Genomic DNA, 16,696 nt, shown 5'->3' on the forward strand with positions numbered 1-16,696 from the left:
GCAAGAATTCCTGTGCAATATGACCGTTTTCGTACAAATGCTGGAAAATGAGGACAGATATCACTCCAAGTTGTATTTTCTATTCTTCTACTTTCCCATATTTTTTCCGTATTACCAACAATACGAGCATCATCAGGATGATCCCTGCCGGCAGTGCGATCCATGCTGTCTGCACAAATCCGGCAATGATATAAGTCACAAAGCTGACAGATGCGACCGTGACAGCATATGGGAGCTGGGTGGAAACATGATTTACATGGTTGCACTGTGCCCCTGCCGAAGACATGATTGTTGTGTCCGAAATCGGAGAACAGTGATCTCCGCACACAGCTCCTGCCATACATGCTGATATAGAAATGATCATCAACGTTGGATTGGAATTTTCAAACACCGCTACAACAATCGGGATCAGGATGCCAAATGTCCCCCAGCTTGTCCCTGTTGCAAATGCCAGGAAGCACCCGATCAGGAAAATAATGGCCGGCAGAAAATTCATGAATCCTCCCGCCGATGACTTGACAAGTTCAGACACAAATACATCCGCCCCCAGAGTATCTGTCATAGCCTTTAGAGACCATGCAAATGTGAGTATCAAAATGGCTGGAACCATGGCTCTGAATCCGTCCGGGATACAGTCCATACATTCCCGGAAACGAAGCACCCGGCGGACTGAATAAAGGGCAATCGTAATGATCAGTCCAAAGAAGCTTCCAATAGCAAGTCCTTCCGAAGCAACGCACTGTGAAAATGCCGTCACAAAATCTGTCCCGCTGAAAAATCCGCCTGTGTATATCATTCCGATGACACAGCAAACTACAAGGGCCAGAACCGGGAACACAAGATCTATCACTTTCCCTTTTACATTTTCCTTCTTCTCGGATTCAGCATCCGCATAAGGACGATCCGGAGTCGTGTAGATATCACCTTTAACCGCATTCAGCTCATGCATACGCATCGGTCCGTACTCTATTTTCATGACTGTGATCGCTACCATCATTACAATTGTAAGGAGGGCATAAAAATTGTACGGGATCGCCTGAATAAAGATAGCAAAGCCATCTTTTCCTTCGACGTAGCTGGATACTGCAGCTGCCCAGGAAGAGATCGGGGCGATAATGCAGACCGGAGCCGCTGTAGAATCGATCAGATAGGCAAGCTTAGCTCTGGAAATATTATGTCGGTCTGTGACCGGACGCATCACGCTCCCAACTGTCAGACAGTTAAAATAGTCGTCGATAAAGATCAGGACTCCCAAAATAATTGTGACGAGCTGCGCGCCCACTCTCCCTTTGATCTTTCCTCCTGCCCATTCGCCAAATGCGGCGGATCCTCCGGCTTTGTTCATCATGCTGACGATGACGCCGAGGATCACAAGGAATACCAGAATTCCCACGTTGGCCGAATCCGTTAATACTTTGACGATCCCCCCATCCAGCACATGTTTGACTGTTCCTTCAAAACTGAAGTCCGCAGCAAAAATACCGCCCACTAGGATCCCAATAAAAAGGGAACTGTACACCTCTTTCGTGATCAGGGCTAGTCCGATCGCTACCACCGGCGGAATAAGTGACCAAAACGTCGCATACATATCCGGCTTTACAGTTTCTCCATCGCCTGCAAAAACTGTCACGGAAAAAGCCGCTGTCATCATAAAAAGCAAAAACAGGCTGCCTAAAACTCTTCTTTTAGTTTTTCTCATCTTCTTTTCTCCTCCCATTCTCTTTTGAAGTCTGTTTTTGAAAACAAAGTGGATTTTCCCACTTTAACTCCCCACCTCCCTGCTGCACTTTCTGTATGACATCATTCAAAAAGCCGTGAGCATGCAGAAAGACACACTCACGGCTTCATTACGATCCAAGCCTATGATAGCGCTCCACATCCGTGACAGTCCGCCGCATATTCTGCGAGCGGCCCAGACAGCTTTCTCACGGCCTCGAAATCTGTCTTCGGCAGTTTCCCCTTTCTGTTTTGCAGATGGTCCGTCTGAAGCAAAACATACTGATGAAAACCGCGCCTCTATCATTTCTCATTTTTCTTTTCTTAATTACAGAATCATTATTGTCCTCTCCTGATAAGACAGGTGGAAGTTTTTTTAGCATATCACACTTTTCAGCGGGCTACAAGCACTTTTTTCCCGTCAAGCACAGCTTCTTTCAAACTGTCATTCTCATACGCGAGCTTCAGGGAAAAGAAAGGTGCGTCTTTCGCGATAAGATTGAAAAAGATCTTATCTCCTTCCCAGAGATTCAGATTCAAAACCTCTTCTTTCCGAATCCACTCCAGAGTGCCTTCTCCACATTCTTTCAATTCCCCTTCAAATTTATCTGCCGTGTACAGGCAGATATACTCCGGATCCTGCTTGTCACAGATGAATGTCAAAATTCCACGGAATTTCCATGAAGTTATCAAAAGTCCGGTCTCTTCTTTGGCTTCCCGGATAAGACATTCCTCCGGGCTTTCACCGTACTCAAATTTTCCGCCGATACCAATCCATTTATCTTGATTGACGTCATTTTTTTTCTTTACCCGGTGCAGCATCAGATAAGAATCGTCCTTTTCAATATATCCAAGCGTGGTCATCTGTACTTTAGGCATATTTACTCTCCTTACTATTTGATATCAAAGCTTTCTTAAGATATATTATTATTTTTATAGAAATATATTTTTATAAATAGAAACTTTTTTATTTCTTATTCCTGCAGCTTTGCAATCCCCTTTGCCAAAACCTTTACATCATCAAGAATGTAGTCGAAAGCTCCTGCTTTGTAAAGATTGATAAGGATCATACCGATCGGAACAGCCAGTATCATTCCAAGCAGCCCTCCCAGCTTATATCCAAAGTACAGGAGAAAGAGCGTGACAAGCGGGTTGAGTCCAACACTGTCCCCAACCAGTTTCGGCTGTATGATCTGCCTGACAAGCTGTGTCACGCCATAAAGGATAAAAAGTCCGATGGCTTCCCTGTAGTCACTTGTAAATATCTGATAAAGCGCCCACGGGATCAGAGCTGTCCCTGTACCAAAAAAAGGAAGAAAGTCCAGAAAGGCGATCAGCACTGCCAAGAGAAGAGCATACTCCACTTTCAGGATAAAAAATCCGGCCAGCAATATCAGTCCTACAACTGCCATGATCTTAAACTGGGCCTTAAAATATCCTCCCACAGCGTACTTTAAATTGTAAATTACCATAGACATTCTTTCCTGTACAGCCTTTGGAGCGATTTTTTTGCTCCACTGGATAACCTCCTCACGCTGGGCGATAAAGAAATAGGCAGCTACAAGCGTCACGATAACTGCAACCAGAATACTGGGAATCCTCTTTACCACATTCCCTGTCACTTGCATAGCCGGATTTCCTATACTTCCGATCAGCTTGCCGATCTCCTCGTCCATGTTTGACACAAGGGAGTTCCAGCCCGTCTGCACACCTTCCGGCAGCATACGGTAGATTCCCTGGAATTTATCTCCAATCTCCCTAAGTCCAATTTCCAAATCCTGGTAAAGATCCGGTGCATTGCTGATTACCATCTGAATTTCCCGGACAAGCTTGCTCACGCCCCAATATCCAAGTCCTGCCACTGCTCCGATTGCAAAGATCATGATAAGAGCCGATCCAAGCTTTTTCTTGATCTTCAGCCTTCTCTCGAGCCATCCGGCAAGCGGATATGCCAGAAAGGCAATAAACCATCCAATCACAAATGGCATAAAATATGTCAGTGCCTTGATGCCGATCACAAGGAATAAAACTGTTCCAAGCAAACTGAAAAACAAGCTGGCAGCAACTTTCCAATAAGGTCTTTCTCCCTCTTTCTTTTTCTCCGGTTCCATACGGTTATTCCTCCCCGTCCTCTTTTCCAAACACTTCTCTGTCAACAAACTGCCAGATTTCATCTCTTCCCTGTTTTGTCTGTGCAGAGAACGGTATAATGGTAGTGCCGTTTACAAGCCCCAGGCCTTGTCTGAGAACCTTAAGCTGCTTTTGTATCTGGCTTTTCTTTATTTTGTCCAGTTTTGTGGCAATGATAACCGGCTGATATCCCTGATTCAAAATCCACTCATACATCATCTTGTCATTGGCTGACGGATCATGCCGGATGTCGATCAGGAGGAAGACTGCTCTCAATTGTTTCGACTCATGCAAGTAACGTTCAATCATCTTGCCCCACGCGATCTTCTCCTTTTCGGATACTTTGGCATATCCATATCCTGGCAGGTCTACAAGGTAAAGCTCCTGATTGATGTTGTAAAAGTTGATCGTCTGGGTTTTTCCTGGTGTTGCTGAAATCCTGGCCAGAGATTTTCTGTTCATGAGCGCATTGATGAGAGAAGACTTCCCTACGTTTGATTTCCCTGCAAATGCAATCTCCGGTTTTTCGTTTTCTGGGAGTCTGCTTGTGATTCCGCATACCGTCTCAAGCTCAACATTCTTTATGACCATTTTTTTCCTCCTTACTATTTCTGAACAAGACTGTACCGCAGCACTTCTTCCATCCGGAAGACATACTTAATGTCCAGTCCTTTCGTAATTTCCTGGGAAATCTCTTCCACATCCTTCTCGTTTTCTGCTGGGACAATCACTCGTTTCATTCCTGCATTTTTTGCCGCCAGGAGCTTTTCTTTCAGCCCGCCGATCGGAAGTACTCTGCCACGAAGCGTGATCTCGCCTGTCATCGCCACATCTGCCCTTACTTTGATATCTGCAACTGCGGAAAGAATCGCGGTCGCCATCGTGATCCCTGCCGATGGTCCGTCTTTTGGAACAGCTCCTTCCGGAATATGCACATGAATATCATGTTCCTCAAAAAAGTCTTCCGGGATACCATATTCTCCACTGACTGAACGAATATAACTGATCCCTGTCTGGGCTGATTCTTTCATCACATCCCCCATCTGTCCTGTCAGCATCAGTTTTCCTTTTCCTGGGAGAACATTGACTTCTATCTGAAGGGTATCGCCGCCAACACTTGTCCATGCAAGTCCCCGCACAATTCCCACTTCATCTTTCTCATTGGCCATCTGGTACCTGTATTTTTCTTTTCCGAGATATTTAGAAAGATTCCGCTCTGTAACTCGAATGCTCTTTTTCTTTGTCTCCAATATTTCCCTTGCCGCTTTCCTGCACACATCACTCAATGTTCTCTCCAGATTTCGGACACCTGCCTCTTTCGTATAATATCGTATCATTCTGCGAAGCGCGCCATCTGAGACAGACAGAAGCCCTCCGGAAAGTCCATGGCCTTCAATCTGTTTTTCAAGCAGATGTTCTTTTGCAATATGAAATTTTTCATTTTCCGTATAGCTGGATACCTGGATCACTTCCATTCTGTCAAGAAGCGGTCTCGGAATCGTCTGGAGTGTGTTGGCTGTTGTCACGAAGACGACTTCCGAAAGATCTAAAGATACTTCGAGGTAGTGATCACGAAATTTTTTATTCTGTTCTCCATCCAACACTTCCAAAAGTGCGGAAAAAGTATCTCCTCTGTAATCTGTGCTGACTTTGTCTATCTCATCCAGGAGAAGCACTGGATTTTTCACTCCTGCCTTTCGGATTCCATCGGCAATTCTGCCCGGCATCGCCCCAACATACGTTTTGCGGTGTCCTCGTATTTCTGCTTCATCACGGATTCCCCCAAGCGAAATGCGTACATACGGCCTTTTCAGCGCCTCGGCAAGAGATTGGGCGATAGACGTCTTTCCTGTACCAGGAGGACCTGCCAGACAAAGAATCGGCGTTCCACTCTGCTTTGTAAGACTGTGAACAGCCAAGTAATCCAGCACCCGCTCCTTTACCTCCCACAATCCATAATGTTCTGCCTCCATAACTTCTTTCGCGTGGTCGATATCTGTGTATTCCGGGGCCTTTTTGTCCCACGGCATCTCCAGCATCGTCTCAATATATGTACGGATAACCCCCGATTCGGACGGATTATTTCCGATATTACGGAAACGCCTGATCTCTTTTTCTATCTTCTCTTTTATTTCTTTCGGGGCTTCCAGGCTTTCTGCCTGTCTCTCAAATTCTTCCGCATCAGAAAGAGGCCCGTCCTCTCCCAGCTCTTCCCGGATATACTTCATCTGTTCCCGCAAGATATATTCTCTCTGGTTCTTATCGATGCGCTCCTTTACATTGCGGTCAATCTCATCACGAATATCAACTTCCTTCGCTTTCTCTTCAAGCTTGGACGCCACGAGGTAATACCTCTCCAATGGCTCTTTACCATCGAGAATCTCCTGCAGTTCATCAGGAGAAAAATGTACGTTTGCCGCAATCTCATCCACCATCTGATAGACATCCTCTGTCTTTTCGATCTCCATCATAATGCCAAGAGGAATCTGTCTTGTCTTTTCTCTGTACTCTTCCAGGCAATGGATAAGGACCTCTTTCATCCCTTCTTCTGTGATATCATCCGGCAATTCCGGCCTTTCCTCTTCCGGAAAAGAGATTTCCGCTTCCCAAAATTCCCCCAAATCATGCATCGCGCTCAAAATTCCTCTTTTTTTGCCGTACACCATGACGCGCAGTGAGCTGCCTGATTTGTGTTCGATCTGTTTTACTTCGGCGAGAACCCCTGCCCTGTACATATCCTTGATAACCGGCTCTTCCATCTCTTCATCCTTTTGACGGACGAGAAAGATCTGCTGGTCATTCAGCATCGCATTTTTTATTCCCTGAGCGGATTTTTCTCTGCCGATATCAAACTGTGCTACCATACCAGGAACGACCGTCAGCCCTCTCAATGGTATCATTGGTATTTGTCTCTTGTATTCTGTCATATTTTCCTCCATATAAAGCGAGCAAGTGCAGGTAAACACTTACCTGCACTCCTTCGCGTAGTCTGCTGTCTGTACAGACTTGTTATGCACTTTCAGATTCTGTCTCTATATGCTCCGTCTTTGGAAGCCCCGTTCCATCCACAACTTCTTTTGTGATGATGCAGGTTTTCAGGCTCTCATCTGACGGTGCCCTATACATGATGTCCATCATAATATTTTCCATGATAGCACGCAGCCCTCTTGCCCCTGTCTTCCGTGCAATTGAGCGGTCTGCGATCGCCTCGAGGGCAGCCGTATCAAATTTCAGATCTACGCCATCAAGCTCGAGAAGTTTCTGATACTGCTTCACAATGGCACTCTTTGGCTCTGTCAATATCTTGATCAGGGCGTCACGATCCAGGGATTCGAGAGCCACAACGACAGGTACACGGCCCACGAACTCCGGAATCAACCCGTATTTTACAAGATCTTGAGGAAGAACCTGATTCAAAAGCCGATCAAGATTGTCTTCGTGTTTGGAAGCAATGTCTGCGTTGAATCCAATAGATTTCTGATCGATCCGCTTTTCGATGATCTTATCAATCCCTTCGAAAGCACCTCCGCATATGAACAGGATATTGGACGTATCGATCTGATACAGTTCCTGATGCGGATGTTTTCTGCCTCCCTGAGGAGGAACAGAAGCAATCGTCCCCTCTACAATCTTCAGGAGAGCCTGCTGCACACCTTCTCCAGATACATCCCTTGTTATGGATGGGTTTTCAGACTTTCTCGTGATCTTGTCAATCTCATCTATATAAATAATACCATACTCTGCCTTTTCAATATCTCCGTCCGCCGCCTGAATGATCTTGAGAAGAATGTTTTCTACATCTTCCCCGACATACCCGGCCTCTGTAAGTGTTGTGGCGTCCGCGATGGCAAACGGTACATTCAGTACTTTTGCAAGCGTCTGCGCAAGCAATGTCTTTCCGCTTCCGGTTGGTCCGAGCATCAGAATATTGCTTTTCTGCAGTTCCACGCCAAGGTCTTTCTCCGCTTTTATCCGTTTGTAATGGTTATAAACAGCTACGGAAAGTACTTTCTTGGCTTCTTCCTGTCCGATCACATAATCATCCAGGAAACTTTTTATTTCCTCCGGCTTTAGCAGATTGATATCTGCAAGCCCGCTGTTTTCATTTTCATACTCGAATTCTTCTTCTATAATCTCAGCGCAGATCTCGATACACTCATCACAAATATAAGCTCCATTCGGGCCTGCGATCAATTTTCTGACCTGGGACTGCGTCTTGTTACAGAAGGAACATCTCACTACATCTTCTTTTAAAGCCATTCTCGCACCTCATCTATTATACTTCCCGGTTTTCTGAACTTCTTAATCAGAAACACGGAAAGGGGATGCCCCATCCGGGGACAGCCCCTGTTTCTTTTACCGGCTCGTGATGACCTCATCAATTAAACCGTATTCCTTTGCTGCCTCTGCAGACATAAAGTTATCTCTGTCTGTATCTTTTTCGATGGTCTCCAATGTCTGCCCTGTATTTGCTGCCAGAATCTCATTGAGTTTCCGGCGGGTTTTCAGAATATGTTCCGCTGCAATCTGGATCTCTGTCGCCTGTCCCTGTGCACCGCCGAGCGGCTGATGGATCATGATCTCCGCATTCGGAAGCGCCAGTCTTTTTCCTTTTGTCCCGCCGGACAGCAGGAAAGAGCCCATACTTGCAGCCATGCCAATACAGATCGTGGACACATCACATTTAATGTACTGCATCGTATCATATATAGCAAGGCCTGCTGTCACAGAACCTCCTGGACTGTTGATGTACAGATTGATGTCTTTGCCTGGATCTTCCGCCTCCAGAAACAGAAGCTGAGCTACGATCACACTCGCAGAAGCATCGTTCACTTCTCCGTCCAGGAAAATGATCCTGTCTTTCAAAAGTCTTGAATAAATATCATAGGACCGTTCTCCGCGGCTTGTCTGTTCAATGACATAAGGTACTAAACTCATGTAATATGCCTCCTTATATTTGCCTCTTATTCTTCTACCGCATTATCTGTAAGGAATGTAACAGCTTCCTGAACAGCCATGTCCAGCTTCATCTGTTCTTTTTCCTTTTCTCCCATAAATTCTTTCAGCTTGTCAGCTTCCATCTTGTAAGCATCTGCCATCTTCTGGATTTCTTCGTCAAGCTTTTCATCGCTGATCACGATGTTTTCCGCCTTCACGATTGCTTCCAGAACAAGTCTTGTCTGGATTCTCTTTAATGCCTGCGGCTTTAATTCTTCCTGCATCTTTTCTGCTGTCATTCCTGTGAACTGGAAGTACTGTTCTACAGAAAGTCCCTGCTGGCTCAGTCTCTGCGCGAAGTCATTTGCCATCTGTCTTACTTCTGTATCGATCATTGCATCCGGAATGTCCATCTGTGCATTTGCAACAGCTTCTTCTACCGCTTTGTCTTCCTGCTTTCTCTTTCCTTCAGCGATCTTCTGTTCTTTGATCTTTGCTTTTATGTCTGCCTTGAGTGCATCCAGTGTATCGAACTCAGAAATCTCTGATGCGAACTCGTCATCCAGTTCCGGAAGCTCTTTTGTCTTGATCTCGTGTACTGTACATTTGAACACAGCTTCTTTTCCTGCAAGCTCTGCTGCATGGTATTCTTCCGGGAATTTAACCTGTACTTCTTTTTCTTCCTCCAGGTTTGCTCCGATGAGCTGTTCTTCGAATCCAGGGATAAATGCTCCGGATCCGATCGTCAGCGGGTAGTTTTCTCCTTTTCCGCCTTCGAACGCCTCTCCGTCAACAAATCCTTCGAAATCAAAAACGATTTCGTCTTTGTCCTGAACCGGACGGTCTGTCACAGATACTGTTCTTGCATTCTTTTCCTGTTCTTCAGCAAGTTTTGCATCGATCTCTTTCTGTGTCACACGGTTAGAGATCTTTTCCACTTTTAATCCTTTGTATTCGCCTAATGTTACTTCCGGTTTCAGAGCAACTTCAGCTGTGAAAATGAACGGTTTGCCCTTTTCGATCTGCACGATATCGATCTTCGGCTGAGACACGATATCCAGCCCTTCCTCATCGTACACTTTTCCGTATGCATCCGGGATCAGCTTATTTGCTGCATCATCATAGAATACTTCCGGTCCATACATCTTTTCGATCATCTGGCGCGGCACTTTCCCTTTTCGGAATCCCGGGATACTGATGTTCTTTTTCTGTTTCAGATATGCTCCCTGGAGTGCTTTTTCCAGTTCTTCAGCGGAAACTTCAATGGTAAGTTTCGCCATATTGTGTTCCAGTTTCTCTACTTGTAAACTCATTTACATTTCCTCCTAATTCTTGTCGTATATGCGAAAAGTCGGCAGACTTATCTACATTACACTCATTTCATGAGTATATCATATAACTCTCAAGATTTCCAGCCCTTACATCACGTTTTTCCTATTTTCCGGCACAGAAATCCCTCTTTCTACTGGTTTAATTCATCAATACCAAGAAGCCGCTCTGTCAGTTTCGTGAAATCCTTTTCATCCACAGAGTAAACATTGCTGCTGTCTCCGGTCACTCTGAGAATAACTGTCTCTTTTCCCAAATATTTCATGTTCAGATAACACTCCTCCAGAAGAGAATAAGCCTGATAGAGATAGTCGTTCTGCATCTGTGACTGGATTTCTTCCTCTGTCCCCTCGTATCCGCCATTTTGCGCACTTTTCTCGATGTCCTCGGACAGTTCCTTCAATTTTTCCACATAGGTTGGGAAGATATCAACCGGTTGGATTTCCACGGACACATCGTATTCTTTGTCTCCCGTTTTCTCCGATTTCTTCACATCATATTTCATAACGGAAAAAATCTCCTTTACCAACACCACATATTCATACACCGTGTAATCGCTTACCTCTTCATATCCCTCTGTCAGATAAGACAAGACAAAGTTTTCCACATTGCTTTCGTAATCCTGTTTGATCTCATACTCCGATACTCCCATGATTCTTGCCGCGTCAGCGAATTCTCCCTGGAACCGCTCGTCCAGAACTGCTCGGACATATCCCGCAGCGTCGAAATCTCCGCCACATGCTGACAAAAACAGAAAAAACGCGAGGATAACTGAGAAAATTCTTGTTTTTTTTGTCATGGACACCTCCTGATGTCTTTTCTTTTTCATCCTTCTATGTCGTATACAGGATGGCTTGTCTGATCTCATCCGCCTTTTCTTTTCCGCTTAGAATTTCTACAAGTCTTAATGAAAAATCGAGTGCTCCACCGACTCCGCTCCCTGTAATAATCTTTCCGTCACAGACAACAGGTGCATTTTGACAGATAGCTCCTTTCTCCTTGAGAAGCTCTCTCCTGCACGTGTGGCATGTAGCCTTTTTCCCGTCCAGAAACCCAAGTTCTGCCAAGATACCCGGCGCCGCACAAATCGCTGCCACATATTTTTTCTCTTCATTGAATCTTCTCAGTATTTTACAAAGTCCACTATGCCTGCGGAGATGATCCGCTCCCGGCAGTCCGCCAGGCAAGACGAGAAGATCCTGATCTTCAAAGTCCATATCCTCAAACACCTGATCCGTCTTCATTTCTATCCCGTGAGAAGAAAGAATCCACGGTCTTCCCATCACGGAAACGGTCGTCACATCCACTCCGCCTCTTCTTAACATATCAACAGCCATAAGGCCTTCTACTTCTTCCGTTCCGTCTGCAAAAAATACACATGCTTTTTTCAATCTGTGATCCTCCTTTCCTGAACTGACTTGATTCTAGCAGACTCCTTACAAAATTGCAATATTTGCAGGATTTTTGCTTGTCGTGCCCTACTCCTTACCTTATAATCTACACTGTAGGAGCCAATTTGCTATTATAAGGAGGCTATTTATGGAAATCGAACGCAAATATACTATCCAGGACCTTTCTTTACTTCCATTCGATCTGGAAAAATGTCCGTACCACGAAATGGAACAAGGGTATCTCTCCACCAGCCCGGTTGTCAGGATTCGCCGCTCGGATAACGACTTTATCCTGACTTATAAATCAAGCGGTATGATGGTGCGGGAGGAGTACAATCTTCCCCTTACGCAGTCATCCTATGAACATCTCAAAACCAAGATTGACGGCCGTCTCATCTCGAAACGCAGGTATCTGATTCCTTTGGAGGATGGGCTTACCGCAGAGCTTGATGTCTTTCAGGATGATCTTGCACCTCTCATCATTGTAGAAGTAGAGTTTCCAACAAAAGAGATGGCGGATGTTTTTACCCCACCGTCCTGGTTTGGGGAAGACGTTACCTTTTCTCCTTTATATCACAACAGTACATTGAGCCAGCTTCCGTAGAGGCAACGTTCTGTTTCTTTTGTTTATTTTGCTATGATTCGTCACATATCCGACAATTTTTCACAGAAATTGTTATACTATTTCTAAAAATTGGAGGTATGCTATGGCGAATTTACAGCTTGCAAAGAATCTTAAGACACTTCGTGAAAAACACAATTTAACACAGGTCGATGTAAGCCGTATGCTGAATATCTCCAGGCAGGCATACTCTAATTACGAGCGCGCTGTACGCGAGCCAGACTTGACAACACTCATCTATTTTTCTGAATTTTATAAAATCACATTGGATGAGCTTATCCTTGGAAATCCTGGCAGCAGTCAGATCCGCGAGACTTTTCTCCCTTACGCGGAAGTGAAAGATCCTGTAACCAATCATTCTGTTTTTGTAAGCCAGGAGGAGCTTGAACTGATCATGGGCTACCGAAAGCGCAGTGTCGACGACCAAAGAATCATAAAACGGTTTCTTGATCTGGAACCGTAATAAAAAATAGGCTTCGCCTATTCAACTCCCCTGCCCCTCAATCATGAGGGGTTAGGGGTTTCCTTTTGTTACGTTTTCCTGCATAATAGTCTTATGAATGTCTTACAAAAAATCTTTCTTGACCATTATGAAGAAATTTTATATACTCTCCATCCTAGAAATACTGAGGTGGAAAATATCGATAAGATGATCAACTGCGGCGTTCCTTCTTTTGGCGGTGCTATGTACGCCTGCACTCACTGTGGGAACCTCAAGTTTGTCCCTTTTCGCTGTCACAGCCGCTTTTGTCCCACCTGTGGCAATAAATATGCCATGGAGCGCACTACCAGCATGTCCTTTAAGCTCGTCAATGTCCAGCACCGTCATTGTGTTTTTACCATTGATGAGAATCTCCGCAACTTTTTTCTTCAGGATCGCTCTCTCCTGAACTGTCTCTTCCATTCCGTCTCCAGTGTCATTTCCCGTATGTTTTTCAAGCTCAACCGCGCCAAACATTTCACTCCCGGATATATCATGGTCCTCCATACTTTTGGCAGAGATCTTAAGTGGAATCCTCACATCCACTGTCTTCTTTCTGAAGGCGGTTACAGTGATGACGGCTTCTGGCGTCATGTCAAACATTTCAACTATAACTATCTCCGTAATGCGTTCCGCACCGCTCTGCTCAATGAACTGGAAGACAGGATCGGTCCCTCTTTCAAAAAAGTGAAAGCCCAATGTTACACCCGGCATAAACAGGGCTTTTATGTCCATGCCAAACCCAATCTTTGTGATCCCAATGTCGTTGCGAAATACATTGGGCGCTACCTTGGCAGACCCGTTATCGCTACCTCCAGGATTGACCGCTATGATGGAGATACCGTTACTTTCCACTATAACCGCCATGAAGATGATCAGTATGTGGAAGAAACCTTACCTGTCATGGATTTCATCAAACGTCTCATCCGTCACATCCCGGAAAAACATTTTAAAATGATCCGCTACGGCGGTCTGTATGCAAGACATCGCAAGATGGATTCGAAACTGCACCGTGTCATTTCAAAAGAAAAACACAGGATCTACCGCAGTTTCACTCAATGGAGGACTTGCATCCTCCTCTCCTTCGGTTATGACCCTCTGCATTGTCCGAATTGTAATCATAAAATGGAGCTTCTTGAGCTCTATTACAACCACAAGCGCGTACCTCTCGAAGAACTGTACGAGAAAGCCATGTCCAAATCTCGTGGAATGCGTTCCTCTGCATAGCATTGTTGTGATATAATCCTCTCAAAGGAGGACGATTACCATGAGCTTAAATACAGAGGAACTGCGCAAAAAATATATAGAAAATCCACCGGAAGGGATGACATCTGAGGACATTCGCCAAATGAGCGAGGATGACCTTCTGGATATGGACTATTTTCTAAATGAAGACGACCCTTTTGACGATCTGTTTGGAGAAGAAGGTTTTTATATCTTCTAAACTCTAACCATCGTCCTGTTGTCATGTTCATTTCTCTGCTGTTCTAACATATGTTCGATCAGCAGGGCTTCTTTTTTTCCTTATCCAAAACCGGAATTTCCTATAAAGTAAAAAAGAATCCTGGTTTTCCAGGATTCTTTTTATTGCGGTAAATTCCCCCGTCTTTTAATCGTTCAGTCCAAATCCGTCATGGATTGCAACCATCGCTTTATCTGTATCTTTTTCATCGATCAGAACTGTGATGCGGATTTCAGATGTAGAAATCATGTTGATATTTATATTCGAGTTAAACAAAGACTCAAACATCTTTGCCGCAACCCCTGGATTACTCAGCATTCCAGCCCCTACGATAGAGACTTTTGACACGTTTGTGTTGTATGTGACCTCTTTGATCGTGAGGGCTTCTTTTTTCTCTTCCAGAATCTGCAACGTCTCTTTCAGATCATCTTCCGATACGGTAAAGGAAATATCTTTTGTCCCGTCACGACCTACCGACTGAAGGATAATGTCCACGTTGATGTTTCTTTTGGCCAGGGTATTAAAGATCTTAAATGCGATCCCCGGTTTATCTGCCACTCCCATGGCAGAGATTCTAGCTGTATTTCTGTCGGCTGCCACACCGGTAATTAACATTTTTTCCATTTTTACTACCTCCTTGACTACGGTACCTTCCTCTGATGTAAGGCTGGAACGTACTACCAGCTCCACCCCATATTTTTTCGCCATTTCCACTGATCGGTTGTGAAGCACCTTCGCCCCGGAAGTGGCAAGCTCCAGCATTTCATCATACATGATCTCATCGATTTTTCGGGCATTTTTTACAATCCGGGGATCTGCTGTGTAGACCCCGTCCACATCCGTATAAATCTCACACTTATCAGCATGAAGCGCAGCCGCAAGGGCAACTGCTGTCGTATCAGACCCTCCCCTTCCGAGCGTCGCATAGTCATCGTATTTATTGACTGCCTGGAATCCCGTCACAATGACAATCTTTCTCTCTTCCAGTTCATGGAATATTCTGTCTGTATCAATCCGTTTAAACCTCGCATTGCCGTAACGAGCTGTCGAATGCATTCTGACCTGGAATGCATTGAGAGAGATGGCCGGGATGTCCATCTCATGCATCGCCATTGCCATCAATGATACTGATACCTGTTCCCCCGTCGTAAGGAGCATATCCAGTTCCCTTTTCGGTGCGTTTGGGTTGATGGATCTTGCCAGCTCCAAAAGTTCATCTGTTGTATCTCCCATAGCTGAAAGTACGACTACGATATCATTTCCCTTTTTGTAATCTTCAATGCAGCGCCTTGCCACATTGAAGATCCGTTCTCTGTTTGCCACAGAGCTTCCTCCGAATTTCTTTACTATCAGCATAATTTCCTCCTAGTCTTCAAATAAATGTCCGATCAGGCGATAGCCTTCTCTCAGCCAAGTGCCGGAACACCGCCCAGTCCTCTCACAGTATCTTTCCGCACCTTGCTGATTTTTCTTTGTACTGTCGTACAAAAGGTAAGGCACCGGATCGGACGTATGGGTCCGAACTGCGATCGGAGTCGGATGATCCGGAAGAATCAGCATCCGGTACGGTTCCCCTGATACATCCATTCTTTCCTTGACGACCTTCACAACTTTCCTGTCCAAATTCTCAATCGCCAGGATCTTGTCTCCGGCATTTCCCTGATGTCCCATCTCATCCGGTGCTTCCACATGGATATATGCAAAATCATATCCGTCTTTCAACAAGGCTTCGACCGCTTTCTCCGCCTTTCCTTCATAGTTTGTATGAAGCCCTCCATTTGCTCCTTCCACGTGAACATTTTTCATCTTCGTACCTACCGCAATCCCCTTCAGCAGATCCACGGCAGAAATCATCACACCTTTTTTCCCTGTTTTCGTTTCAAATTCCGGAAGTTCAGGGCGTGTGCCTGCTCCCCAGAACCAAATGGAATTGGCAGGGCGAAGGCCCTGACTTCTTCTCTTTTTGTTGAGCGGATGTTGTTCCAGGATATCATAGCTTTTCCTCATCATCTCAGTTAAGATCTCTTCCTTAGGAAGAAATTCTCCAATCTTCTTTGTAAGGATGTCATGGGGAGGAATCAGTTCCAAAATTTTCCCATTCTTCCATATAAAAAGATGCCGGTAACTCGTTCCTCTGTAAAATTCAAACGCATTTCCCACATCTATCGCCTCGCCCAGAAGCTCTTTTTTCAGATCTTCCAGGAGGATTCCTGCGTCTTCAGTGCTGATCTCATCTGAACTGTGGTCCAGAATCCTTCGCTCCTCATACGGAATTCCTTCTTCTTCCGAAAGAGTTACCAGATTGCAGCGGAACGAAACGTCCTCCGCTCCCATATCTACCCCGATACTGAACGCTTCCAGCGGAGATCTGCCTGTATAGTATTTTTTCGGGTCATACCCAAGAACAGACAAATTGGCAGTATCGCTTCCCGGCGCCATCCCTTCCGGCACCATGGACACGAGACCGATTTCCGCCTGTTTCGCCAGTTCATCCATAACCGGAGTGTGTGAAGCCTCCAGCGTCGTTCTTCCATCGAGTTGAGCAAGAGGATTTCCTGCCATGCCGTCCCCCAAGATAACGATATATTTCATCCGCATCATTCCTTTCAATCAACTTACATCTGCTC

At 45.2% G+C, this 16,696-nt stretch carries 16 protein-coding genes and 1 riboswitch; of the genes, 4 read left to right on the plus strand and 12 right to left on the minus strand.

The window, feature by feature from the left end; genetic code table 11:
- Window positions 1–79: 79 nt before the first annotated feature.
- The 10 genes from FLB61_RS04565 to FLB61_RS04610 all read right to left on the minus strand — a co-directional run bounded on the left by FLB61_RS04565 (window position 80) and on the right by FLB61_RS04610 (window position 11,504).
- Window positions 80–1,651, minus strand: a complete 1,572-nt coding sequence (locus FLB61_RS04565) for a Na+/H+ antiporter NhaC family protein (protein ID WP_405121563.1) — start codon at window positions 1,649–1,651, stop codon at window positions 80–82.
- A gap of 207 nt (window positions 1,652–1,858) precedes the next feature.
- Window positions 1,859–2,027: riboswitch (Lysine riboswitch) on the minus strand.
- Window positions 2,028–2,109: 82 nt separating this feature from the next.
- Window positions 2,110–2,595, minus strand: a complete 486-nt coding sequence (locus tag FLB61_RS04570) for an NUDIX hydrolase (protein ID WP_087198849.1) — start codon at window positions 2,593–2,595, stop codon at window positions 2,110–2,112.
- Between the two features lie 95 nt (window positions 2,596–2,690).
- Window positions 2,691–3,827 carry a sporulation integral membrane protein YtvI gene (gene ytvI, locus FLB61_RS04575; RefSeq protein WP_087210889.1) on the minus strand — a complete coding sequence of 379 codons (1,137 nt, stop codon included), beginning with the start codon at window positions 3,825–3,827 and terminating at the stop codon, window positions 2,691–2,693.
- 4 nt (window positions 3,828–3,831) lie between these two features.
- Window positions 3,832–4,437, minus strand: a complete 606-nt coding sequence (gene yihA, locus FLB61_RS04580; RefSeq protein ID WP_087210886.1) for a ribosome biogenesis GTP-binding protein YihA/YsxC — start codon at window positions 4,435–4,437, stop codon at window positions 3,832–3,834.
- Window positions 4,438–4,451: 14 nt separating this feature from the next.
- The gene (gene lon / locus FLB61_RS04585; protein ID WP_221919510.1) at window positions 4,452–6,773 is read right to left on the minus strand and encodes an endopeptidase La; all 2,322 of its coding nucleotides are present in this window, start codon (window positions 6,771–6,773) and stop codon (window positions 4,452–4,454) included.
- A gap of 82 nt (window positions 6,774–6,855) precedes the next feature.
- Window positions 6,856–8,106 (minus strand): ATP-dependent Clp protease ATP-binding subunit ClpX, encoded by a 1,251-nt coding sequence (gene clpX, locus FLB61_RS04590; RefSeq protein ID WP_087210881.1) that lies wholly within the window; start codon window positions 8,104–8,106, stop codon window positions 6,856–6,858.
- A gap of 96 nt (window positions 8,107–8,202) precedes the next feature.
- Window positions 8,203–8,784 carry an ATP-dependent Clp endopeptidase proteolytic subunit ClpP gene (gene clpP, locus FLB61_RS04595; RefSeq protein WP_087198844.1) on the minus strand — a complete coding sequence of 194 codons (582 nt, stop codon included), beginning with the start codon at window positions 8,782–8,784 and terminating at the stop codon, window positions 8,203–8,205.
- A 26-nt stretch (window positions 8,785–8,810) separates the two neighbouring features.
- A complete protein-coding gene (gene tig / locus FLB61_RS04600; protein ID WP_087198843.1) occupies window positions 8,811–10,097 on the minus strand; it encodes a trigger factor in 1,287 nt (428 codons plus the stop codon).
- A gap of 149 nt (window positions 10,098–10,246) precedes the next feature.
- Window positions 10,247–10,912 (minus strand): hypothetical protein, encoded by a 666-nt coding sequence (locus FLB61_RS04605; RefSeq protein ID WP_087210879.1) that lies wholly within the window; start codon window positions 10,910–10,912, stop codon window positions 10,247–10,249.
- Between the two features lie 34 nt (window positions 10,913–10,946).
- Complete coding sequence (locus FLB61_RS04610; protein WP_087210876.1) at window positions 10,947–11,504, minus strand: DJ-1 family glyoxalase III; 558 nt, start codon at window positions 11,502–11,504, stop codon at window positions 10,947–10,949.
- Between the two features lie 148 nt (window positions 11,505–11,652).
- Between FLB61_RS04610 and FLB61_RS04615 the strand changes: the two genes are divergently transcribed.
- The 4 genes from FLB61_RS04615 to FLB61_RS04630 all read left to right on the plus strand — a co-directional run bounded on the left by FLB61_RS04615 (window position 11,653) and on the right by FLB61_RS04630 (window position 14,051).
- Entirely contained in the window at window positions 11,653–12,108 is a 456-nt protein-coding gene (locus FLB61_RS04615) for a CYTH domain-containing protein (protein WP_087210872.1), read from the plus strand.
- 103 nt (window positions 12,109–12,211) lie between these two features.
- Window positions 12,212–12,589 carry a helix-turn-helix domain-containing protein gene (locus FLB61_RS04620; protein WP_087198839.1) on the plus strand — a complete coding sequence of 126 codons (378 nt, stop codon included), beginning with the start codon at window positions 12,212–12,214 and terminating at the stop codon, window positions 12,587–12,589.
- A 93-nt stretch (window positions 12,590–12,682) separates the two neighbouring features.
- Window positions 12,683–13,834, plus strand: coding sequence for an IS91 family transposase (locus FLB61_RS13335; protein WP_221919511.1), 1,152 nt, complete (start codon window positions 12,683–12,685; stop codon window positions 13,832–13,834).
- 40 nt (window positions 13,835–13,874) lie between these two features.
- Window positions 13,875–14,051, plus strand: a complete 177-nt coding sequence (locus tag FLB61_RS04630) for a hypothetical protein (RefSeq protein ID WP_221919512.1) — start codon at window positions 13,875–13,877, stop codon at window positions 14,049–14,051.
- Between the two features lie 165 nt (window positions 14,052–14,216).
- Here the strand turns inward: FLB61_RS04630 and FLB61_RS04635 are convergent, their stop codons facing one another.
- Both FLB61_RS04635 and FLB61_RS04640 read right to left on the minus strand, forming a co-directional pair.
- Window positions 14,217–15,425: an aspartate kinase gene (locus FLB61_RS04635; RefSeq protein ID WP_087198838.1), complete on the minus strand. Its 1,209-nt coding sequence runs from the start codon at window positions 15,423–15,425 to the stop codon at window positions 14,217–14,219.
- A gap of 9 nt (window positions 15,426–15,434) precedes the next feature.
- Window positions 15,435–16,661 (minus strand): cofactor-independent phosphoglycerate mutase, encoded by a 1,227-nt coding sequence (locus FLB61_RS04640; protein ID WP_087198837.1) that lies wholly within the window; start codon window positions 16,659–16,661, stop codon window positions 15,435–15,437.
- Between the last annotated feature and the right edge of the window lie 35 nt (window positions 16,662–16,696).

The organism is Sellimonas caecigallum, from assembly GCF_019754295.1.
Lineage (GTDB): Bacteria > Bacillota > Clostridia > Lachnospirales > Lachnospiraceae > Sellimonas > Sellimonas caecigallum.